Source organism: Pseudoalteromonas sp. S3260 (assembly GCF_005886925.1).
Lineage (GTDB): Bacteria > Pseudomonadota > Gammaproteobacteria > Enterobacterales > Alteromonadaceae > Pseudoalteromonas > Pseudoalteromonas tetraodonis.
Map to the genome: position 1 here is coordinate 13,509 of NZ_PNCV01000023.1, position 17,359 is coordinate 30,867.

At 39.9% G+C, this 17,359-nt stretch carries 15 protein-coding genes; 10 read left to right on the forward strand and 5 right to left on the reverse strand.

The genetic code is table 11. From position 1 onward, the window contains the following. The first annotated feature begins 70 nt into the window (after positions 1-70). The 3 genes from CWC14_RS04720 to CWC14_RS04730 are packed head-to-tail and all read left to right on the forward strand — an operon-like array spanning position 71 to position 2,577. Positions 71-1,255, forward strand: a complete 1,185-nt coding sequence (locus CWC14_RS04720; protein ID WP_138561570.1) for a methyltransferase — start codon at positions 71-73, stop codon at positions 1,253-1,255. 10 nt (positions 1,256-1,265) lie between these two features. After that, on the forward strand, positions 1,266-1,931 hold the full coding sequence (can, locus tag CWC14_RS04725) for a carbonate dehydratase (protein WP_076923015.1): 666 nt from the start codon (positions 1,266-1,268) through the stop codon (positions 1,929-1,931). Between the two features lies 1 nt (position 1,932). Beyond that, entirely contained in the window at positions 1,933-2,577 is a 645-nt protein-coding gene (locus tag CWC14_RS04730; RefSeq protein ID WP_138561572.1) for an NAD(P)H-binding protein, read from the forward strand. Positions 2,578-2,625: 48 nt separating this feature from the next. Here CWC14_RS04730 and ubiK read toward each other — a convergent pair whose 3' ends face one another. Continuing rightward, positions 2,626-2,889 (reverse strand): ubiquinone biosynthesis accessory factor UbiK, encoded by a 264-nt coding sequence (gene ubiK, locus CWC14_RS04735; protein WP_008112735.1) that lies wholly within the window; start codon positions 2,887-2,889, stop codon positions 2,626-2,628. Between the two features lie 113 nt (positions 2,890-3,002). Between ubiK and rep the strand changes: the two genes are divergently transcribed. Then, positions 3,003-5,021 carry a DNA helicase Rep gene (gene rep, locus CWC14_RS04740; protein ID WP_016899315.1) on the forward strand — a complete coding sequence of 673 codons (2,019 nt, stop codon included), beginning with the start codon at positions 3,003-3,005 and terminating at the stop codon, positions 5,019-5,021. A gap of 13 nt (positions 5,022-5,034) precedes the next feature. Here the strand turns inward: rep and CWC14_RS04745 are convergent, their stop codons facing one another. The 3 genes from CWC14_RS04745 to elbB form a co-directional block, all read right to left on the reverse strand. Next, positions 5,035-7,599, reverse strand: a complete 2,565-nt coding sequence (locus CWC14_RS04745; protein WP_138561574.1) for a diguanylate cyclase domain-containing protein — start codon at positions 7,597-7,599, stop codon at positions 5,035-5,037. 174 nt (positions 7,600-7,773) lie between these two features. Continuing rightward, a complete protein-coding gene (locus tag CWC14_RS04750; protein WP_016899314.1) occupies positions 7,774-8,166 on the reverse strand; it encodes a c-type cytochrome in 393 nt (130 codons plus the stop codon). A 223-nt stretch (positions 8,167-8,389) separates the two neighbouring features. Continuing rightward, positions 8,390-9,037, reverse strand: coding sequence for an isoprenoid biosynthesis glyoxalase ElbB (gene elbB, locus CWC14_RS04755; RefSeq protein ID WP_171036824.1), 648 nt, complete (start codon positions 9,035-9,037; stop codon positions 8,390-8,392). Positions 9,038-9,546: 509 nt separating this feature from the next. Between elbB and polA the strand changes: the two genes are divergently transcribed. From polA to CWC14_RS04770, 3 genes are all read left to right on the forward strand, one after another. Continuing rightward, positions 9,547-12,282, forward strand: coding sequence for a DNA polymerase I (gene polA / locus CWC14_RS04760; protein WP_138561578.1), 2,736 nt, complete (start codon positions 9,547-9,549; stop codon positions 12,280-12,282). A gap of 500 nt (positions 12,283-12,782) precedes the next feature. Next, the gene (locus CWC14_RS04765) at positions 12,783-13,370 is read left to right on the forward strand and encodes a YceI family protein (protein WP_138561580.1); all 588 of its coding nucleotides are present in this window, start codon (positions 12,783-12,785) and stop codon (positions 13,368-13,370) included. Then, positions 13,367-13,885 (forward strand): DUF1285 domain-containing protein, encoded by a 519-nt coding sequence (locus CWC14_RS04770; protein ID WP_024602130.1) that lies wholly within the window; start codon positions 13,367-13,369, stop codon positions 13,883-13,885. The genes CWC14_RS04765 and CWC14_RS04770 overlap by 4 nt, the downstream gene beginning before the upstream one ends. Here the strand turns inward: CWC14_RS04770 and yihA are convergent, their stop codons facing one another. Beyond that, positions 13,886-14,542: a ribosome biogenesis GTP-binding protein YihA/YsxC gene (gene yihA / locus CWC14_RS04775; RefSeq protein WP_076923009.1), complete on the reverse strand. Its 657-nt coding sequence runs from the start codon at positions 14,540-14,542 to the stop codon at positions 13,886-13,888. Positions 14,543-14,823: 281 nt separating this feature from the next. On the opposite strand from yihA, the gene CWC14_RS04780 reads away from it, so the two are divergent. From CWC14_RS04780 to CWC14_RS04790, 3 genes are all read left to right on the forward strand, one after another. After that, positions 14,824-15,456: a c-type cytochrome gene (locus CWC14_RS04780; RefSeq protein ID WP_013463877.1), complete on the forward strand. Its 633-nt coding sequence runs from the start codon at positions 14,824-14,826 to the stop codon at positions 15,454-15,456. Between the two features lie 731 nt (positions 15,457-16,187). Beyond that, positions 16,188-16,772, forward strand: a complete 585-nt coding sequence (gene yihI / locus CWC14_RS04785; protein ID WP_013463879.1) for a Der GTPase-activating protein YihI — start codon at positions 16,188-16,190, stop codon at positions 16,770-16,772. 12 nt (positions 16,773-16,784) lie between these two features. Continuing rightward, the gene (locus tag CWC14_RS04790; RefSeq protein WP_024602131.1) at positions 16,785-17,300 is read left to right on the forward strand and encodes a DUF2489 domain-containing protein; all 516 of its coding nucleotides are present in this window, start codon (positions 16,785-16,787) and stop codon (positions 17,298-17,300) included. Positions 17,301-17,359: the final 59 nt, after the last annotated feature.

Genomic DNA, 17,359 nt, shown 5'->3' on the forward strand with positions numbered 1-17,359 from the left:
AAAAATAACCGCTTAATTAGGCGCGAGTGTACTGGTATAATTTATTGCCTTTTTAATATTTTAAGCTGTTATGACCTTAACTGAGCAATTTACTGCCCTCGATTCGTTACTGATGAATACGCGCTCGTATTGGCAATGTACTGCGTTTGATTTTGACTGTTTACCATGGCCTGAATTACACGACCCCCTAACTGCTTTAACTGATCAGGACGTTGCTGAGTTAGATACTGATCAAGCGCAACTTTATCAGTTTTTTTCACCTTACATACCCGGTATGGAGCAATTAAGCCGATTAGCTTCACTCCCTGTCATAACAAGCAGTCGAACGGATTATCCGTTTTGGATTAGTAACGGTATTAAAGGACGAAAGTTTACTCAGCTACAAGATTTTGTTGGCGCATTGCCCACTAGTAATCAGCCTGTATTAGAGTGGTGTGCAGGCAAAGGCCATTTAGGGCGAATGTTAGCTTTTAATGGTGCGCAGAGTGTACACAGCGTTGAGCTACAATCTCATTTGTGTGAACAAGGGCAAAAAAGTGCACAGCAGCAGGGACTTGCAATACAATTTAGCCAAGCTGATGTACTCACAGATAACACTCAGGATTTTTTTAGCCCACACACTCATGCTGTCGCTTTGCATGCCTGCGGTGCGTTACACCAAACTTTTATGCATCAAGCCAGTGCAGCAAAAGTACCACAAATTAGCTTTTCACCTTGTTGCTATCATTTATTTACTGATAATAATTATCAAGCAATGAGCGAACAGGCGAAGCGAAGTGCGCTTAATTTAACTCATCGAGATTTAAAACTCGCCTTGCAAGAAACCGTCACAGCTCCATCGCGAGTGGGCAAAGTACGAAAAACAGAAGTTGAGTGGCGACTCGGGTTTGATGATTTAAGAAAGTCACTCACCGGTGAGTCGGCGTATGTTAGTGTGCCCTCAGTGAATAAAGCAATATTTTCAGATTCGTTTGAATCATTTTGTAAGTGGGCGGCAGATAAAAAAGCCTTAAAACTGCCAAAAGATATTGATTACAATAAATTTTTATTGATTGGGCAGGCGCGAAAAAAGATAACCGAGCGAGTTGAACTGGTTCGACATGTGTTTAGAAGAGCAATAGAAGTTTGGCTTGTGCTCGATCGTGCTTTATATTTGCAACAGCAAGGCTATAACGTCAGTGTTAGTACATTTTGTGAGAAGCAATTAACACCCCGTAATATTTTAATTTTAGCCAGTTTAACGCCCTCGACCTAAAAGAGATGTAATGAGAAATTTAAATAACCTACTAGAAAATAATAAACGCTGGGCATCTAGAACGAGCGAAGCTAATCCCGAATTTTTTAAAGTTTTATCGATGCAACAAAATCCAGAGTATTTATGGATTGGTTGTTCTGACTCACGAGTTCCTGCTAATCAAATTGTTGATTTATTACCAGGTGAATTGTTTGTGCATCGTAATGTTGCCAACGTGGTAGTGCACACAGATCATAATTGCTTATCGGTTATGCAGTATGCGGTTGAAGTATTAAAAGTTAAACATATTATGGTTGTTGGCCACTACGGTTGTGGTGGTGTACAAGCGGTATTAAACGAAGACCGCTTTGGCTTTATTGATAACTGGCTACGCCATGTTGGTGATGTAAAAGAAAAGCATTTAGAGCAACTTAATGCTCTACCAGAAAAACAGCGTCTTGATCGTTTAATTGAGCTTAATGTAATTGAGCAAGTGCGTAACGTATCGCGCACTAGCATTGTTCAAGATGCTTGGTTACGAGGTCAAGAGCTCACTGTGCATGGCTGGGTATATGGATTAGAAAACGGTCACTTGCATGATTTAGAGTCGGTAGTTAGCTGCGCTGAAGAAGAATGCACTAGCTATAAAAAAGCAGTACACCATGTACTGAACAAGTCAGCGGGTAGTCACGCTTAATATGGCTAAAACGGCGCTAATAATCGGCAGTACCGGCTTAGTGGGCAGCCAGTTATTACAACAGCTGTTAGCATCTCCTTGCTATACGAAAGTAGTGAGCTTATCGCGCCGCCAATTAGACTTTTCTCATTCTAAATTAACTAGCCATGTTATTGATTTTGAGAACCTGACACATTACGTTGAGTTATTCAAAGGTGACGTGTTTTTTTCCTGCTTAGGCACCACGTTAAAGCAAGCTGGAAGCGCAGCAGGACAGCGTAAAGTTGATTTTGAATACCAATTTATTTGTGCGCAAATGGCGGCCAATAACGGTGTTCCTCATTATTGTTTGGTGTCATCAAGTGGCGCAAATGCGCATAGCATGAGCCGTTACCTAAAAATCAAAGGGGAACTTGAGCAGCAGGTAAAGCAGCTTGGTTTTTCGCGCTTGAGTATATTGCAACCGTCTTTGTTAGTCGGCGAGCGATCAGAGCTTAGAATTGCAGAAAAGTTAGGTGGGGTGGTACTGCCACTGTTAACGCGTTTTGGCATCTTCAAACGGTATAGACCAATAACCGGTGAGCAAGTAGCTAATAAATTGCTAAGGGTGAGCATAGAGCAGCAACAAGCAACGGGTTACTATGTGCTCGACGAGCTATTTGAATAACTGAGTGATTAGCGCCATAAAGCAGGTTCGTCTATGGCGTTATATTTATTATTCTGCGTCTGTTTTTGCCGATAATTGCTGTTCAAGTATCGCTACTTTTGCTTCTAATTCAGTTAGCTTTTCACGGGTGCGGATCAGCACTTGGCTTTGAATATCAAACTCTTCACGGCTTACAAAGTCCATTTCGGCAAGCTTATTTTGTAACACTTGCTTGGTTTTACCTTCAAGTGTATCAGCCAGGTTTTTTACACCTTGTGGCATGTTATTAGTGATCTGTTTCGCAATTTCTTCAAGTTTTGCTGGGTTAATCATAGTCGTCCCTTGCCTGTTGCCTAAAATGATAATAACTAATATTACCTTATTGGCTAGGCGTATTGTAGTGATTACGTTAAAATTGCCCGTCTTTTTGTAATCAGCTGGTCGTTATGAAACTCAATCCTAAACAAGATGAAGCGGTAAAGTACATTAGTGGTCCTTGCTTAGTATTAGCTGGGGCAGGCTCGGGTAAAACACGAGTTATCACCAACAAAATTGCTTACTTAGTACAGAAGTGTGAGTATCAAGCGCGTAATATTGCGGCGGTTACCTTTACCAATAAAGCGGCTAAAGAAATGCGCGAGCGGGTTTTGCAAACCTTAGGAAAGCAAGAGTCTAAAGGTTTATGGGTCTCTACATTTCATACACTCGGGCTTGAAATCATCAAAAAAGAGTTAAAAACACTGGGTTTTAAGCCTGGTTTTTCGCTGTTTGACGACCAAGATACGAATCAACTACTCGGTGATTTAACCGAAGATGAGCTTAAAAAAGACAAAGACTTACTTAATCTACTTAAAATGCAAATTGGTAGCTGGAAGAATGAACTCATTTTACCAGAGCAAGCTATTCGCGAAGCCAGAGAGCCACAAAAAGCCTTGTTCGCTCAATTGTACGCACGCTATCAAAACCAACTTCGCGCTTATAATGCACTCGACTTTGATGATTTAATTATGATCCCCACGCTGCTTTTAAGCAGTAACGCCACTTCACGTGAACGTTGGCAGCAGCGTTTTCGGTATTTACTGGTGGATGAATACCAAGATACTAATACCAGCCAATACCAATTAGTAAAATTGCTGGTTGGTGAACGTGCACGGTTTACTGTGGTAGGAGATGACGATCAGTCAATTTACTCTTGGCGTGGTGCTCGCCCACAAAACTTGGTGCTATTAAGTAAAGACTATCCAGGATTAAGATTAATAAAACTAGAGCAAAATTACCGTAGTGCAGGGCGCATTCTTAAAGCGGCTAATATATTAATTGCAAATAACCCCCATGAGTTTGAAAAAAAGCTCTTTAGTGAACTTGGCTATGGTGAGCAAATTAAAGTCATTGGTTGTCGCGATGAAGAGCATGAATCTGAGCGTGTGGTTGCAGAGATTATTTCTCATAAGTTTATGAAGCGCACCAGCTATAAAGATTACGCGATTTTGTACCGGGGTAATCACCAAGCGCGTGGTTTTGAAAAGTCGTTAATGAGTAACCGTATACCTTATAAAATTAGCGGCGGGATGTCGTTTTTTTCACGTTCTGAAATTAAAGATATCATGGCTTACTTACGTCTTTTAGTGAACCAAGATGATGACAATGCCTTTTTAAGAATCGTGAATACGCCACGGCGTGAAATAGGCACGGTGACGCTTGAAAAACTAGGCACCTTAGCCAATGAAAAACATCAAAGCTTGTTTGCCACCTGTTTTGATAACGACTTAGGATACAGACTAAAAGGACGTGGTTTTAATGCGTTAGCTGGGTTTGCCCGTTGGGTGGTTGAGCTGTCGGATAACGCAGTACGCAGCGATACCTTAGAAGCGGTCAAAGATTTAGTGCGAAATATTAATTATGAAGCCTATTTATATGAATCATCACCGAGTGCCAAAGCCGCCGAAATGCGGATGAAAAATGTCTCGGAGCTGTACCGTTGGATCACCGATATGCTGACTGGCGATGCCGATAATCCGCCAATGACGTTAGCTGAAGTGGTTAGTAAATTGACCCTGCGCGATATGCTAGAGCGTAACGAGGAAGAAGATGAAGCAGATGCAGTACAACTACTTACGCTGCATGCTTCAAAGGGACTCGAGTACCCTTATGTATTTATGGTAGGCATGGAAGAGGGGCTATTACCACACCAAGTAAGCATTGATGAAGATAACGTAGACGAAGAGCGCCGCCTTGCGTATGTGGGTATTACCCGTGCGCAGCAAGAGCTAACCTTAACGTATGCTAAAATTCGTCGTCAATTTGGTGAAACATCGCAAACGGAGTTGAGTCGATTTGTGCAAGAGCTACCCCAAGATGACTTAGCCTTTGAAAACAAAAAAGCGCCTAATACTCAAGCTGAACGCATGGAAAAAGGCCAAGCTCGGGTTGCAAATTTAAGAGCAATGCTGAAAAAGCCACAATAAAGTGTGTTTAGCGCTATTTTAATTCTGAGTTTTTAAGTGTAGCTGGTATAGCGCTGGTTAGTGGGTGCTGTTTAGCAACGAATAGGTTTATGCCGTGTTTATCTAAAAGAGCTCTAAAGTTTAATATTGATGGGCCTTTAGCTATCACTTTTATCTGTTTAAGCTTAGTAATAGCCAACACCCCCTGCAACTGTAAATCGTAGCTTTCTTGTTGTAATACTCGTTTACTGAAGGTGGAGCTAAGGAGTAAATAATCACACTCTATTTCAGTCACCAAATTAAGCTCGCATTTGTCTTTTGCGAAATTGTTTAAGCCAATCGAATGACCGAGTTTTTTAAGCTGTTTTAAGTTCTCTAATTGCTGTGCGCTGGCATAACGCAGCTCCTGCTCATCAAACAACAAGCAAAGCTGTTCATTGTTTACCGGTTGTTTTAGTGTCGCTTTTAGTAAAGAAAATTTATGCTCTTCTAACAGTAAACTGGAGCAAGGCAATAGCGCAACGGCTATCTCTGCATTTTGTGCTTGTTGGTAAGCTTGTTGGATGAGTTGTAGTTCAACTTTGGTATGTTGTTCTTTATCACTTGCAAATTTCTTTAAAATATCAAAACTAGTAAAGCCAAGTACAGGGTGTTCACCAAACGCTTCAAATAATGAGGCATATTGATAATGCTCATCCATAGAAATAATATCTGAGCTACGAAACGTCATAGGTAATACATCAAGATGGTGCAATGTTTGTGACTCATGTTGCAGCATTGGCTCTGTGAGTAACGGGTGAAATAATTCGAAGCGATTTTTACCAGAGTTTTTAGCGTAATACATTGCGGCATCAGCATCTCTAATAATTTCATCTGTATGTTTATAGCTTTGTTTTGAATAAGTGATACCAATACTCGCGCCGCTTTGCACACAAATACCTTTTGTACAGAAAGGTTTTCGCATGATGTTGATGATTCGATTTGCAACATCTTCAGCTTGGTTTGGCTCGGTTAAATGAGTGAGTAAAATTACAAATTCATCTCCCCCTAAGCGTGCTAATAAATCATGCTCACGAATACATTGAGAGAACAACTGACCCACGCTAATTAAAAATTCGTCTCCGGCATGGTGCCCAAGCTGGTCGTTTATATCTTTAAATTTATCAAGATCAATAAACAGTACCGCAAAGTGCTCATCAGGGTGACGTTGGTAAAACTTTAGCGTTTTTTCTAGCTGCGTTAAAAATAAATTACGATTAGGCAAGCTTGTTAATGAGTCATGGTGCGCATCGTGATACAGCTGCTGCTCTATTTTTTTACGCTCATCAATTTGCATCTGTAAATGCAAATTTGCTTGGCTTAGCTCTTTGGTTTTTTCGTTTACTCGAGAAGCGAGCTCTTGGTGGCTCTTTTTCAGCGCCTGTGAGGCTAATTTTGTTTGTAATACCGTGGCAATTTGATGCGATACAAAGGTTATGAGTTCTGCATCATCTTGTGTGAAAAGGTGTTCATTATTATAAGCTTGGCAAACAATTAAACCTATAACTCCTTGCGATGTTTTTAGCGGAGCGCCAAGCCAGCTGGTGGCTCTTCTAGATTCATCAATTGGTTTTTCACGCTCTACAATGCCACTATCTAATAACTCTTGTGCTCTTTGCGGGTGAATTATTTGTGTTTCTTCGGTGCTGATCACCAGCTCACTGTACCCTTTTGCAAAGCGCCTTGGTTGGGTGCTGCCTTGAAATTCGTCAACACTGTAAGGAAAACTAATCCAGCCCGTTTCTTTATCATACAAGGCAATATAAAGATTTTTTGCGTAAGTAATGGTTTTTATTATTTCGTGTATTTGAAAATAAGCATCATCTAGGTTTTTAGCTTGAGTTGTCAGCTCTGAAATTTTAAATAATATTTGCTGGCGTTGCAGGGCGCTTTTTCGCTGTTGTATTTCAACATTTAAAGCATCATTGCTTTGCGTTAATGCACGGGTTCTTAGTTTTACTTCTGATTCGAGCAACTCTCGTTTCTTAACGCGTTCAATAGCTGTCGCTAAATAAAGTGACATTGCTTCAAGTAGGTTTATTTGTTGCGAACTATAACCTTGCTCAGTGTCGTAACTTTGCGCTGCTAATACGCCAATAATATTTTTTTCTTGATAAACGGGAACGCCTACCCAGTGTTCTGCAGGTGTACCTAATGCTTTGAATAAGCCTTGCTGTGCAGCATCATGCATTTGTTGCTTAGTGAAATAAGTGGTCTTTCCTTGCTTAAACACATAACCCGTTGCGCCTTCTTCAAAATTATTCTCCCGATTAAGTGGTACAGAAATTCCATCTTTTTCATCAGAAAAATAAGACAGTTCCAACTGTTGTGATTGCGGCTCAACAAGCACCACATAAAAGCTTTTACTCGGGACATACTTTTGTAAAATGTCATGAATAGCTGGGTAAAGTAAGGTTAATTCGGCAACAGTACTTGCTTGCTCTGATAACTGTATCAGGGCATTGTGGAGGTGGTAGGCATGTTTGTACTTTTTCAATAGTGCTTTTAGTCGTTTATTTTGGCGCACTACGCTACTCGGTACAATGAGTTTATCTTCCAATGATGTTTAACCAGTTATAATTTTTTGTATAGTTATTAATCATTATAGTTCCACTTTTAACATTTTGCGTCAAGTAGATATTTATCTTAATTATGCTGCGAAAAGTCGATAATTAGAAACAAAAAAGGCTTACTGTGAGTAAGCCTTTCATTTATAGTTTTAGCCTGACTGATTTTATTTAGCAGTCATAAAGTCGATTGCTGCGCTTATTTCATCATCAGAACAATCCATACATGTACCACGTGGCGGCATTGCATTGAAGCCGTTGATTGCATGATCTAATAAGGTATCTTTTCCTTTAGCAATACGAGGAGCCCAATCGTCAGCTGATTTAGGAGCGCCTAAAGCACCTGTACCATGACAAGCAAAACAGGCCGCTTGATATACTTGCTCGCCTGAACGAGGCCCTGTTGGTGCAGCAACCGCTACTTTTTCACCTTCAAGGTAAACAGCACCGATAGGCGCTAAACGTTTTTTAATTGCATCTTCAGTCATAGAGTTATCATATGGCTGTGCGTATGCGGTGGTTGCTAGCACAAGTAATGCTGCAGCTGATAGTTTTTTCATTTTGCCTTGCCCACTTCAATTTGAACGTGATCAATCACGATTTTAAATGACGGAATTTAAACCAATTATAACTCCACTAAGTCATTTATAAAATGCTCAGAGTCGATTTTATTTAGAAATACGACTAATGATTGTCTTAACTCAATAAAATTACATGGTTTAGCGCATAGTTAAATTATAAAACGGGATCATCACGCCTTTAATGCGATCAAAGCCCTTACGACTAACTCATAGCTAATACGTTACGCACTAACTTATCGATTCCTGCATCTGCATCCATAATGGATTGTGCCAACATATAGGCCGGTGTCGTAACGAGTTTATTGCTTTTATCAATAACAATATCATTCACTTTACACTCTACGTGTTCAGCGCCTAATGTGCTAAGAGCCTCGGCTGTGTCGCTATCATTACCAATAGTAAGCTGAGGTTTATGATAAATAAAAGGCAATAGAGCCGGTGCAATACACATGTAACCAGTGGCTTTTTTTGCATCCGCAAACGCTTTACAAGCGCTAAGTACTGCCTCGTTTACTTTAGCGTTAGTGCCATTAATAGCAAAGTCAGATAGATTTTTAGCTACCCCGAAGCCTCCAGGGACAATGAGTGCATCAAATTGTGTAACGTCTAATTCAGCGAGTGACTTTATATTGCCACGGGTGATGCGAGCTGATTCAACTAATACATTTCGCGGCTGTGTTATTTCTTCACCAGTGATGTGATTAATGGTGTGGTACTGCTCTATATCAGGTGCAAAGCACTGATACTGAGCATTATTTTTTTCAATGTGTAATAAAGTCAGTACCACCTCATTAATTTCACTACCATCAAACACACCACAACCTGCTAAAATTACAGCTATATTTTTCATATCATTTCGCTCCATTAAAGTCTCTTAAATAAAGTTTAACACGATGAATCAGCCGATTTAAAAATTTATTTGCTCGTTTTTTAGGCGCAAAGCACGTTGTTATGCGCTATATGCCATTTAGTGATTAGTAGCCATGAAAAAAATTATAAAGGATCGCTATGATCTTTGATCCATTATGCTAGAATGCTCATCCAGTTATTTAAATGGACGTAAATAATTAAGGTGGGTTATAAAACCAGTGACGGTATAAATGCTTTTTCCACATTAATAAAAAAATAATAAAAAGAACCTCGAATTATCTTTTTTTAAACAAATCAATAAATTACAAGTTAATCTAGGCATTTCAAGATGCTTCGGATGAACTGCTTGTGGGTGTTATCTACATAGTTATCCACAACTTACTAAAAATGTAGCGCTCTTAATCACATTAATTCACAGTCGTTTTATTTACTGCCTTATGGCATGCTTACACTCATATTACTTTTTTGTATTTAGGATCCAATTTTACCATGGCTCAGATCCCCGAAAACCCGCTTATTTTAGTTGATGGCTCTTCATATTTGTTTCGTGCTTATCATTCACCACCACATCTAACCAACTCTAAGGGTGAGGCCACCGGTGCTATTTATGGCGTGGTAAACATGCTTAAAAGTTTGATCAAACAATATGATCCCTCACATATGGTGGTGGTATTTGACGCCAAAGGTAAAACCTTCAGAAATGATATGTACAGTGAGTATAAAGCGAACCGTCCGCCAATGCCTGATGATCTGCGTACTCAAATAGCGCCGCTGCACAGTATTATCAAAGCAATGGGTTTTCCGTTAATTAGTATTGAGGGCGTGGAAGCCGATGACGTAATCGGTACTTTTGCACGGATTGCCTCTGAGCAACAACGTCATGTACTGGTATCGACTGGTGATAAAGATATGGCGCAGTTGGTCAATGAGCATGTAACCTTGATTAATACCATGACCGACAGTATTTCAGATCCCGAAACTGTGGTTGAAAAGTTTGGTGTTGGACCTGAACTTATTATCGATTATTTAGCTTTAATGGGCGACAAAGTAGATAATATTCCTGGCGTTGAGGGTTGTGGACCTAAAACAGCAGTTAAATGGTTACAAAAGTACGGATCGCTTCAGGGCGTAATTGATAATGCTGCTGATATAAAAGGTAAAATAGGCGAGAAACTGGCAAAAGCGATTGATCATTTACCGTTAAGCTATGAGCTTGCCACTATTAAATGTGATGTTGAGGTTGAATCTGATCTTGATACTTTTAAATTACAAACACCGAATAAAGACGAATTAATTGCCTTATACGGTGAATGTGAGTTTCGTCGTTGGCTAGCTGAATTGCTAGACAACCCAAAAGATGCCGACACACATTTAGCAGTACCAACGCAAGAGAATGAGCTGCCAAAAGTTGAAGATGCGCACTATGAAACTATTTTAACTGAGGCCCAATTTGAGACATTAATAGAACAGCTTAATGAAGCTGAGCTATTTGCTTTTGATACAGAAACAACCAGTTTAGAGTATATGAAAGCGCAATTGGTCGGTATGAGCTTTGCGGTTAAAGCAGGCGAAGCGGCTTATTTACCAATAGCACACGATTACCCCGGTGCGCCCGATCAGTTAAGCCTTGAATTTGTGATGCAAAAGTTGGGGCCAATATTAGCAGACGAAAATAAAGCTAAAGTAGGTCAAAATCTTAAATACGATAAAAGCGTGCTTGCCAATGCAGGCTACGAATTAAATGGTATTAAGTTCGACACTATGTTGGAGTCTTATGTATTTAATAGCGTAGGCACCCGTCATGATATGGACTCGTTGGCGCTTAAATACTTAGGCCACAAAAATATTAGTTTTGAGGATATTGCTGGTAAAGGTAAAAAGCAGCTTACATTTAATCAAATAGAACTTGAAAAAGCAGCGCCTTATGCCGCTGAAGATGCCGATATTACTTTGCGTTTGCACCAAGTGTTATGGCCGAAACTTGAAGCGGATGAAAAACTAAAATCGGTGTTTGAAGATATAGAAATGCCACTAGTAAGTGTTATTTCTGATATTGAGCGCACCGGTGTTGCTATCGACAGCAACATGTTGGCCACGCATAGCCAACGTTTAGGTGAGCGATTACTTGAGCTTGAAAAAGAAGCGTTTGAAATCGCGGGCGAACCGTTTAACTTAAGCTCACCAAAGCAACTTCAGGTACTGTTATTTGAAAAGCTCGAATTGCCCGTTATCAAAAAAACACCCAAAGGCGCGCCCTCTACAGCAGAAGAAGTACTACAAGAGTTAGCGCATGATTACCCATTGCCTAAAGTGATTATTGAGCATCGTGGTTTATCTAAGCTCAAATCAACCTACACCGATAAGTTACCCTTGATAGTTAATGAACGCACGCAGCGAGTGCATACTTCTTATCACCAAGCGGTAACAGCAACAGGTCGATTAAGCTCAAGCGATCCTAATTTACAAAATATTCCTATTCGTTCAGAGGAAGGGCGTCGTATTCGTGAAGCGTTTATTGCCGCAGATGGGTATAAAATTGTGGCTGCCGATTACAGCCAAATAGAACTGCGTATTATGGCGCATCTCTCGCAAGATAAGGGATTACTAAGCGCATTTGCTAATGGCTTAGATGTTCACAGTGCCACGGCTGCTGAAGTATTTGGGGTTGAGCTTGAAGAGGTAACATCAGATATGCGCCGTAAAGCTAAAGCGGTAAACTTTGGCTTAATTTATGGCATGTCAGCATTTGGTTTAGCACGTCAACTTGATGTACCACGCCATGAAGCGCAGCATTATATTGATAAATATTTTGAGCGTTTTCCAGGTGTTTTAGAATACATGGAAACAACGCGTGAGAAAGCGGCCGAAAATGGCTATGTAGAAACAATTTTTGGCCGTCGCTTACATTTACCAGAAATAAATGCGCGCAATGGCGCTCGTCGCAAAGGCGCTGAGCGCGCAGCAATTAATGCACCGATGCAAGGCACTGCGGCTGATATTATTAAAAAAGCGATGTTAAGCGTGCATGCTTGGGTTAATCAGCAAGCACCTAATACAGTTAAGCTGCTCATGCAGGTACACGATGAATTGGTATTTGAGATTAAAAAAGAATGTACTGAGCAATATACCAAACAGATTTGTGAGCTGATGTCACAAGCGGCGCAGTTAGATGTACCACTTATTGTTGAAGCTGACGAAGGTGATAACTGGGAACAAGCACACTAATTTAGCGCTACTGTACTGGTTTTAATATAGCCCAAATACAGAGTCCAAAAAGAGAATCATAAAGCGCCGCTAGGCGCTTTTTCTTTATCTTGCAGGTTAAAAAAAAGTTAAATTAAACAGCAGTTTGTATTAAATCGTTAGAGGTTCGTCAATTCGCTACGATTATCAATAATATGCTTGTATTTTTACACTTGCTTTTGGTAAAGTGCCGCCCGTCCTCATCCTGTAGGACATCCTGTTGATGATGCATCGTAAGATGCAACGTATTAATAGCTTCTCCCCAGTTTGCTATATCGGCCTATCATATATTTGATGGGCCGTTTTTTTATTGTCTTGCATCCAAGCGTTAAATTTATTCTCTAATTGCACTTAGCGTTTCAAGTGATACCATCAGTCTACTTAGCATTTTCGATTTACCACACAGTAACTAATGATTTTCAGCTGGGCTGATCAAAGTATTATTTTTACCGGTATAAGTCTTTTTATTTTAGGAGTGCATTATGTTTAAAACGTTAGCTATCGCAGGTTTATCTTTATCATGTTTACTAGTTTCAGGTGCTGCATCGGCAAACTGGCAACTATTGAACGATAAAAGCCAATTAAGTTTTGTATCAATTAAAAAAAATAGCATTGCTGAAGCAAGTCACTTTACTCAGTTAGCAGGGCAGCTGAGCGATCAGGGTCAATTTAGCGTAAACGTTGATTTAACCTCAGCCGAAACCTTTATCCCAATCCGTAACGAACGTTTAAGTAAGATATTGTTTGAGTCTGACACGTTTGCAAACGCAGTATTAACCGCTGACTTATCTGATAAGTTGTCACTTATTAAGCAACCAGGGCAGTACGTATTAAAAGGTATTAGCGCTGAGCTAGACTTTCATGGTCATAAAAAGCCACTTGCTGTTGATGTACTCGTAAGCAGTGCGGCCAATGGAGATTTAAGTGTGGCATCATTCACCCCTATCATTATCAACAGTGATGACTTTAAGATCACCGAAGGGGTAATGCAGTTACAAAAATTAGCCGGATTACCTTCAATTGCTAATGCCGTGCCAGTTACTTTTGCACTGACATTTAAAAAACAGTGATTTCACTTAACGAGCTTAGCAAGCAACTCAGCGAGCCAAGCAAACCTTTTGAACAATGGCAGCCCGCTCACTGCGGGCAGTTACCATTATTGATTGATGAGCAAGGTAAATGGTTTTACGCAGGTAGTGAAATAACTCGTCAATCAATGGTGAAACTTTTTGCCAGTGTATTATGTAACGAAGATGGGCAGTTTTACTTAAAAACACCCGTTGAAAAAATCGCGATCGAGGTGAAGGATGCGCCTTTTATTATTGTAAATTGGCATAGTGAACCGACATCAGAGGGAAGCGTTATTTGTTGTATTGATAACTTAAACCGCACATGGCTATTAGGTCGTTCTGAGTCACTTTATATCAATGACTACAAAGGTGCGGCTGTGCCTTATATGCAGTTACCCTACGGCTGCTTTGCGCGAGTTGCGCGAAATGTGTTTTATCAGTGGGCTGAAATAGCCGAAACAGATGAACTCGGCTATTTTATTACCTCCGCACAGCAGAAATTTTACTTACAGTAATTATTCGCTATCTGGCGCTACTAAATCAGCAGGTGGAACGGCCACTATTGGGCCTAAATACCACTCATCTAGCTTTTTAGCGACTTCTGGTAAGCCGGTGCCTTTAAGTGATGAAAATGCATGAACCGTAATATCGCCATCTAATTCACTTAACTCACGACGTACGTTAAGAACTTGTGATTTACGCGGACCTTGCTTTAGCTTATCGGCTTTAGTTAATAGTGCCAATACCGGAATTTCACTGCCTACAGCCCAATTAATTAAGTCGCGGTCTAAATCTTTTAATGGATGACGAATATCCATTAATACTACAATACCTTTTAAACTTTGACGTTTTTGCAGGTATTCGCCTAGCGATTTTTGCCATTTCTTTTTCATTTCAATCGGCACTTTTGCAAACCCATAGCCAGGTAGGTCAATTAGGCGCATATTATCTACATCGGCAAGTTCAAAGGTGTTGATCAGCTGAGTACGGCCGGGTGTTTTACTGGTTCGTGCTAACTTTTGATCGGTTAGGGCATTTAGCGCACTTGATTTACCCGCATTAGAGCGACCGGCAAACGCGACTTCAATTCCCGTATCAGCAGGTAATTTAGTGATGTCTGGCGCGCTTGTAACAAAAGACGCAGTGTTATACTTGATACGAGATTTGAGCACAGGCTCTCCTAAAACTTAAAAAAATAACATTGGGTAAACCAAATTCACCCGTGGCGCGTATTTTATACTATAAAGTAGCTATTAAAAAGTGTATTTGAGCATGTAAGATCATTGCTGACAGTACATTTTAACTGGCTTAGCGTTTAATTTTACTCAAAACCCTATAATTTATAGGTTTAATGTGTGTAGAAAACGTGCCAGAGAATTTAATATCGTGTAGAATATAAAAATCACAACATCCATATTGTAGATGATACAGGGTCGGAAACAGAGAATTCACCATGAAAAAAATAGCACTATCTTTAACTATATTGCTTGGTGCGTTGTCAGCAAGCAACGCAACAGCATTTGATGGCGATGTAAACGCAGGTAAAGAAAAATCAGCAACGTGTGCGGCTTGTCACGGCCCAGACGGTAATGCGCCGGTTAACATCTACCCAAAAATTGCAGGCCAACACGCAGATTACATATACAAGCAACTTACTGAATTTAAATTAGGTATGACTTCGGGCGGTAAAGAAGGTCGTATGAATCCAGTAATGAGCGGTATGGCAATGCCATTAAGTGATCAAGATATGAAAGACTTGGCTGCTTACTTTGCTTCTTTGAACATGTCTGAAGGTGCTACACCGAAAGATGTTCAAGAAACAGGCGCAATGTTATATAAAGCAGGTGATGCTGAGCGCGGTATCCCATCATGTGCGGCTTGTCATGGTCCACGTGGTAATGGCTCTTCACTTGCTAAATTCCCAAAGATTTCTTTCCAACATCCAGAATACATCAAGTCACAACTTGAACAGTTCAGAGATGGTGTTCGTAATAACGACCTAAATGGTGTTATGCAGGACATTGCAAAGAAACTAACAGATAAAGACATTGAAACACTCTCTAAATACCTTGGTGGTCTACACTAAAGTCGTATTTATTTAGATGTTGTTAACATAATATAATGTTAATTAGTGAAAAAGGCAGCTTTAGCTGCTTTTTTTGTGCGTGCTGAGACCGATAAAGCTCCTTCCCTTGTAAGACATTAACCATGCTTTAGTGTAAGAAAAATCTCATTTTATTTTTGTTTTTTAATGTAACTTATTGTAATTTATGCTTTTAGTGTTTTTTGTCATATGTAGTACAAGAAAAAAGATATAAATTAGTTGTAACAAAATTATTAACGAGTAAATTAACCCCTGTCGCAAAAACAATAACAAATAGGAAAACGTTATAAGGATAGTAGCGCGGCACGACTGAATAGCACATAGAGTGTGCTACCAAAGGAAATATCAAAAAAGTGTTAGGAAGACCGAAAATAATAAAATACTCATGGAAGTTTAATAATAAAAACAAAATGGAATGCTACACGGAAGATAAATAATAAAAATACGGATAGAAAATAATAATAAAAACAATAAAGACTAAAAAGTCGAAGGGAGAAGTGTCCATATAATGGCGCTCAGATTAGTAGGCGGTAGAGATGTTTTCTCTACCGCCTTTTTATTTGTCCTGTTACAATACCCCCCCGTTAAAAAAAGCACCTTAACTGTGCTTTGGCGCGCAAAACGCCCAAACTGAATTCTCCTGGCTAGGCCAGCACCGCGATGCCCATTGAGTTGCGCCTCGCTCAAAACCTCTTAAGTGAGACGATCAAAATATGAGTAGAAAGAAAAAGTCACGTAAAATTCCATCAAATGGTCCCGTTCGTTTAAGTCAAGATAAGCTTAAAGAAATGCGCGCATTGAAAGAGCAACGTGTTAAAAAAACTAAGGGCGCTAAACCTGGTTCACGTAATGCACCGGATGCATTGAGTAATGACACTCAAAAAGCAGGTTCGGCTGCTAAAGATAAACGCGTTGGTAGTAAAAAAGCAGTGCCATTAGTTGCACCTGCTGCTGAACCAAAAATCGAAATGAAACGTAACCTTAAACCTGTAGCAGAGCTTAAAAAGGCTGTTGAACCAGAATTAACGCCTGAACAAGAGTTAGAAGCCCTTGAAAATGATGAGCGCTTACTTAAATTAGTTGAGCGTCATGAGCAAGGTGAAATGCTAACGGGTAAAGATGCAAAATACTTTAATAGCCGCATAGCGCGTCACCAAGTGCTTTGTAAATTATTAGGCATTGAAGATGAAGAAGAGTTTGAAGATGACTTCAGCGATGAAGACAGTAATTCAGACTTTGATCAATACCTATCAAACGATCTAGCGAATGAATGGCTAGATGACGACGAAGATAAGTAATAAGGACACGCAATGAGTACAGCAGTGATCTTAGCCTTAGTTGTAGGTGCTGCTATTATAGCGGGCTTGGCATTTTATGCGGGTCAGTTGCTCTATAAGCTAAATGTGCAAAAAAAGCTAATTAGCAAAAAACAGGCAGAGCAACAGCAAAAGCTAAAACAGTCGCGTTTAAAGCGTAATGCGAAGTTAGCCGATAGTATTCATTTAATTGCACGTGCTATGAATGAAAAGCAATGTGATTATTCTGAGGGGTGCTTACGTATTTGGGTGCTTATGTCGCAATATAGTTTTGATACTGAGCGCGACCTAACGAGTGCATACCCGGGTATTTATAAAATGTACGACGTGGTAAAAGAAATGCCAACCCATGATTCGCGCAAAAAGTACGCTAAAAAAGAAATTTTTAAGCAAGACACGGCGCGCTGGCGCGCAGAAGAATCACTGAGTGATGAAATAGAAGCTGACTGTAAAAAAATTATTGTTGAGTTTAAAGCAGCCCAAGGCAGCGAAAACGTGGTTTTTAACTAGCGCTTAGATTTTACGGCATATATAAAAAAAGCAGACCTTGGTCTGCTTTTTTTATGCGT

Coding starts and splice junctions, on each gene's coding strand:
- CWC14_RS04790 (WP_024602131.1), top strand. CDS start 16,785: ATGAGTACAGCAGTGATCTTAGCCTTAGTTGTAGGTGCTGCTATTATA.
- CWC14_RS04720 (WP_138561570.1), top strand. CDS start 71: ATGACCTTAACTGAGCAATTTACTGCCCTCGATTCGTTACTGATGAAT.
- CWC14_RS04780 (WP_013463877.1), top strand. CDS start 14,824: ATGAAAAAAATAGCACTATCTTTAACTATATTGCTTGGTGCGTTGTCA.
- can (WP_076923015.1), top strand. CDS start 1,266: ATGAGAAATTTAAATAACCTACTAGAAAATAATAAACGCTGGGCATCT.
- yihI (WP_013463879.1), top strand. CDS start 16,188: ATGAGTAGAAAGAAAAAGTCACGTAAAATTCCATCAAATGGTCCCGTT.
- CWC14_RS04750 (WP_016899314.1), bottom strand. CDS start 8,166: ATGAAAAAACTATCAGCTGCAGCATTACTTGTGCTAGCAACCACCGCA.
- rep (WP_016899315.1), top strand. CDS start 3,003: ATGAAACTCAATCCTAAACAAGATGAAGCGGTAAAGTACATTAGTGGT.
- ubiK (WP_008112735.1), bottom strand. CDS start 2,889: ATGATTAACCCAGCAAAACTTGAAGAAATTGCGAAACAGATCACTAAT.
- elbB (WP_171036824.1), bottom strand. CDS start 9,037: ATGAAAAATATAGCTGTAATTTTAGCAGGTTGTGGTGTGTTTGATGGT.
- polA (WP_138561578.1), top strand. CDS start 9,547: ATGGCTCAGATCCCCGAAAACCCGCTTATTTTAGTTGATGGCTCTTCA.
- CWC14_RS04730 (WP_138561572.1), top strand. CDS start 1,933: ATGGCTAAAACGGCGCTAATAATCGGCAGTACCGGCTTAGTGGGCAGC.
- CWC14_RS04765 (WP_138561580.1), top strand. CDS start 12,783: ATGTTTAAAACGTTAGCTATCGCAGGTTTATCTTTATCATGTTTACTA.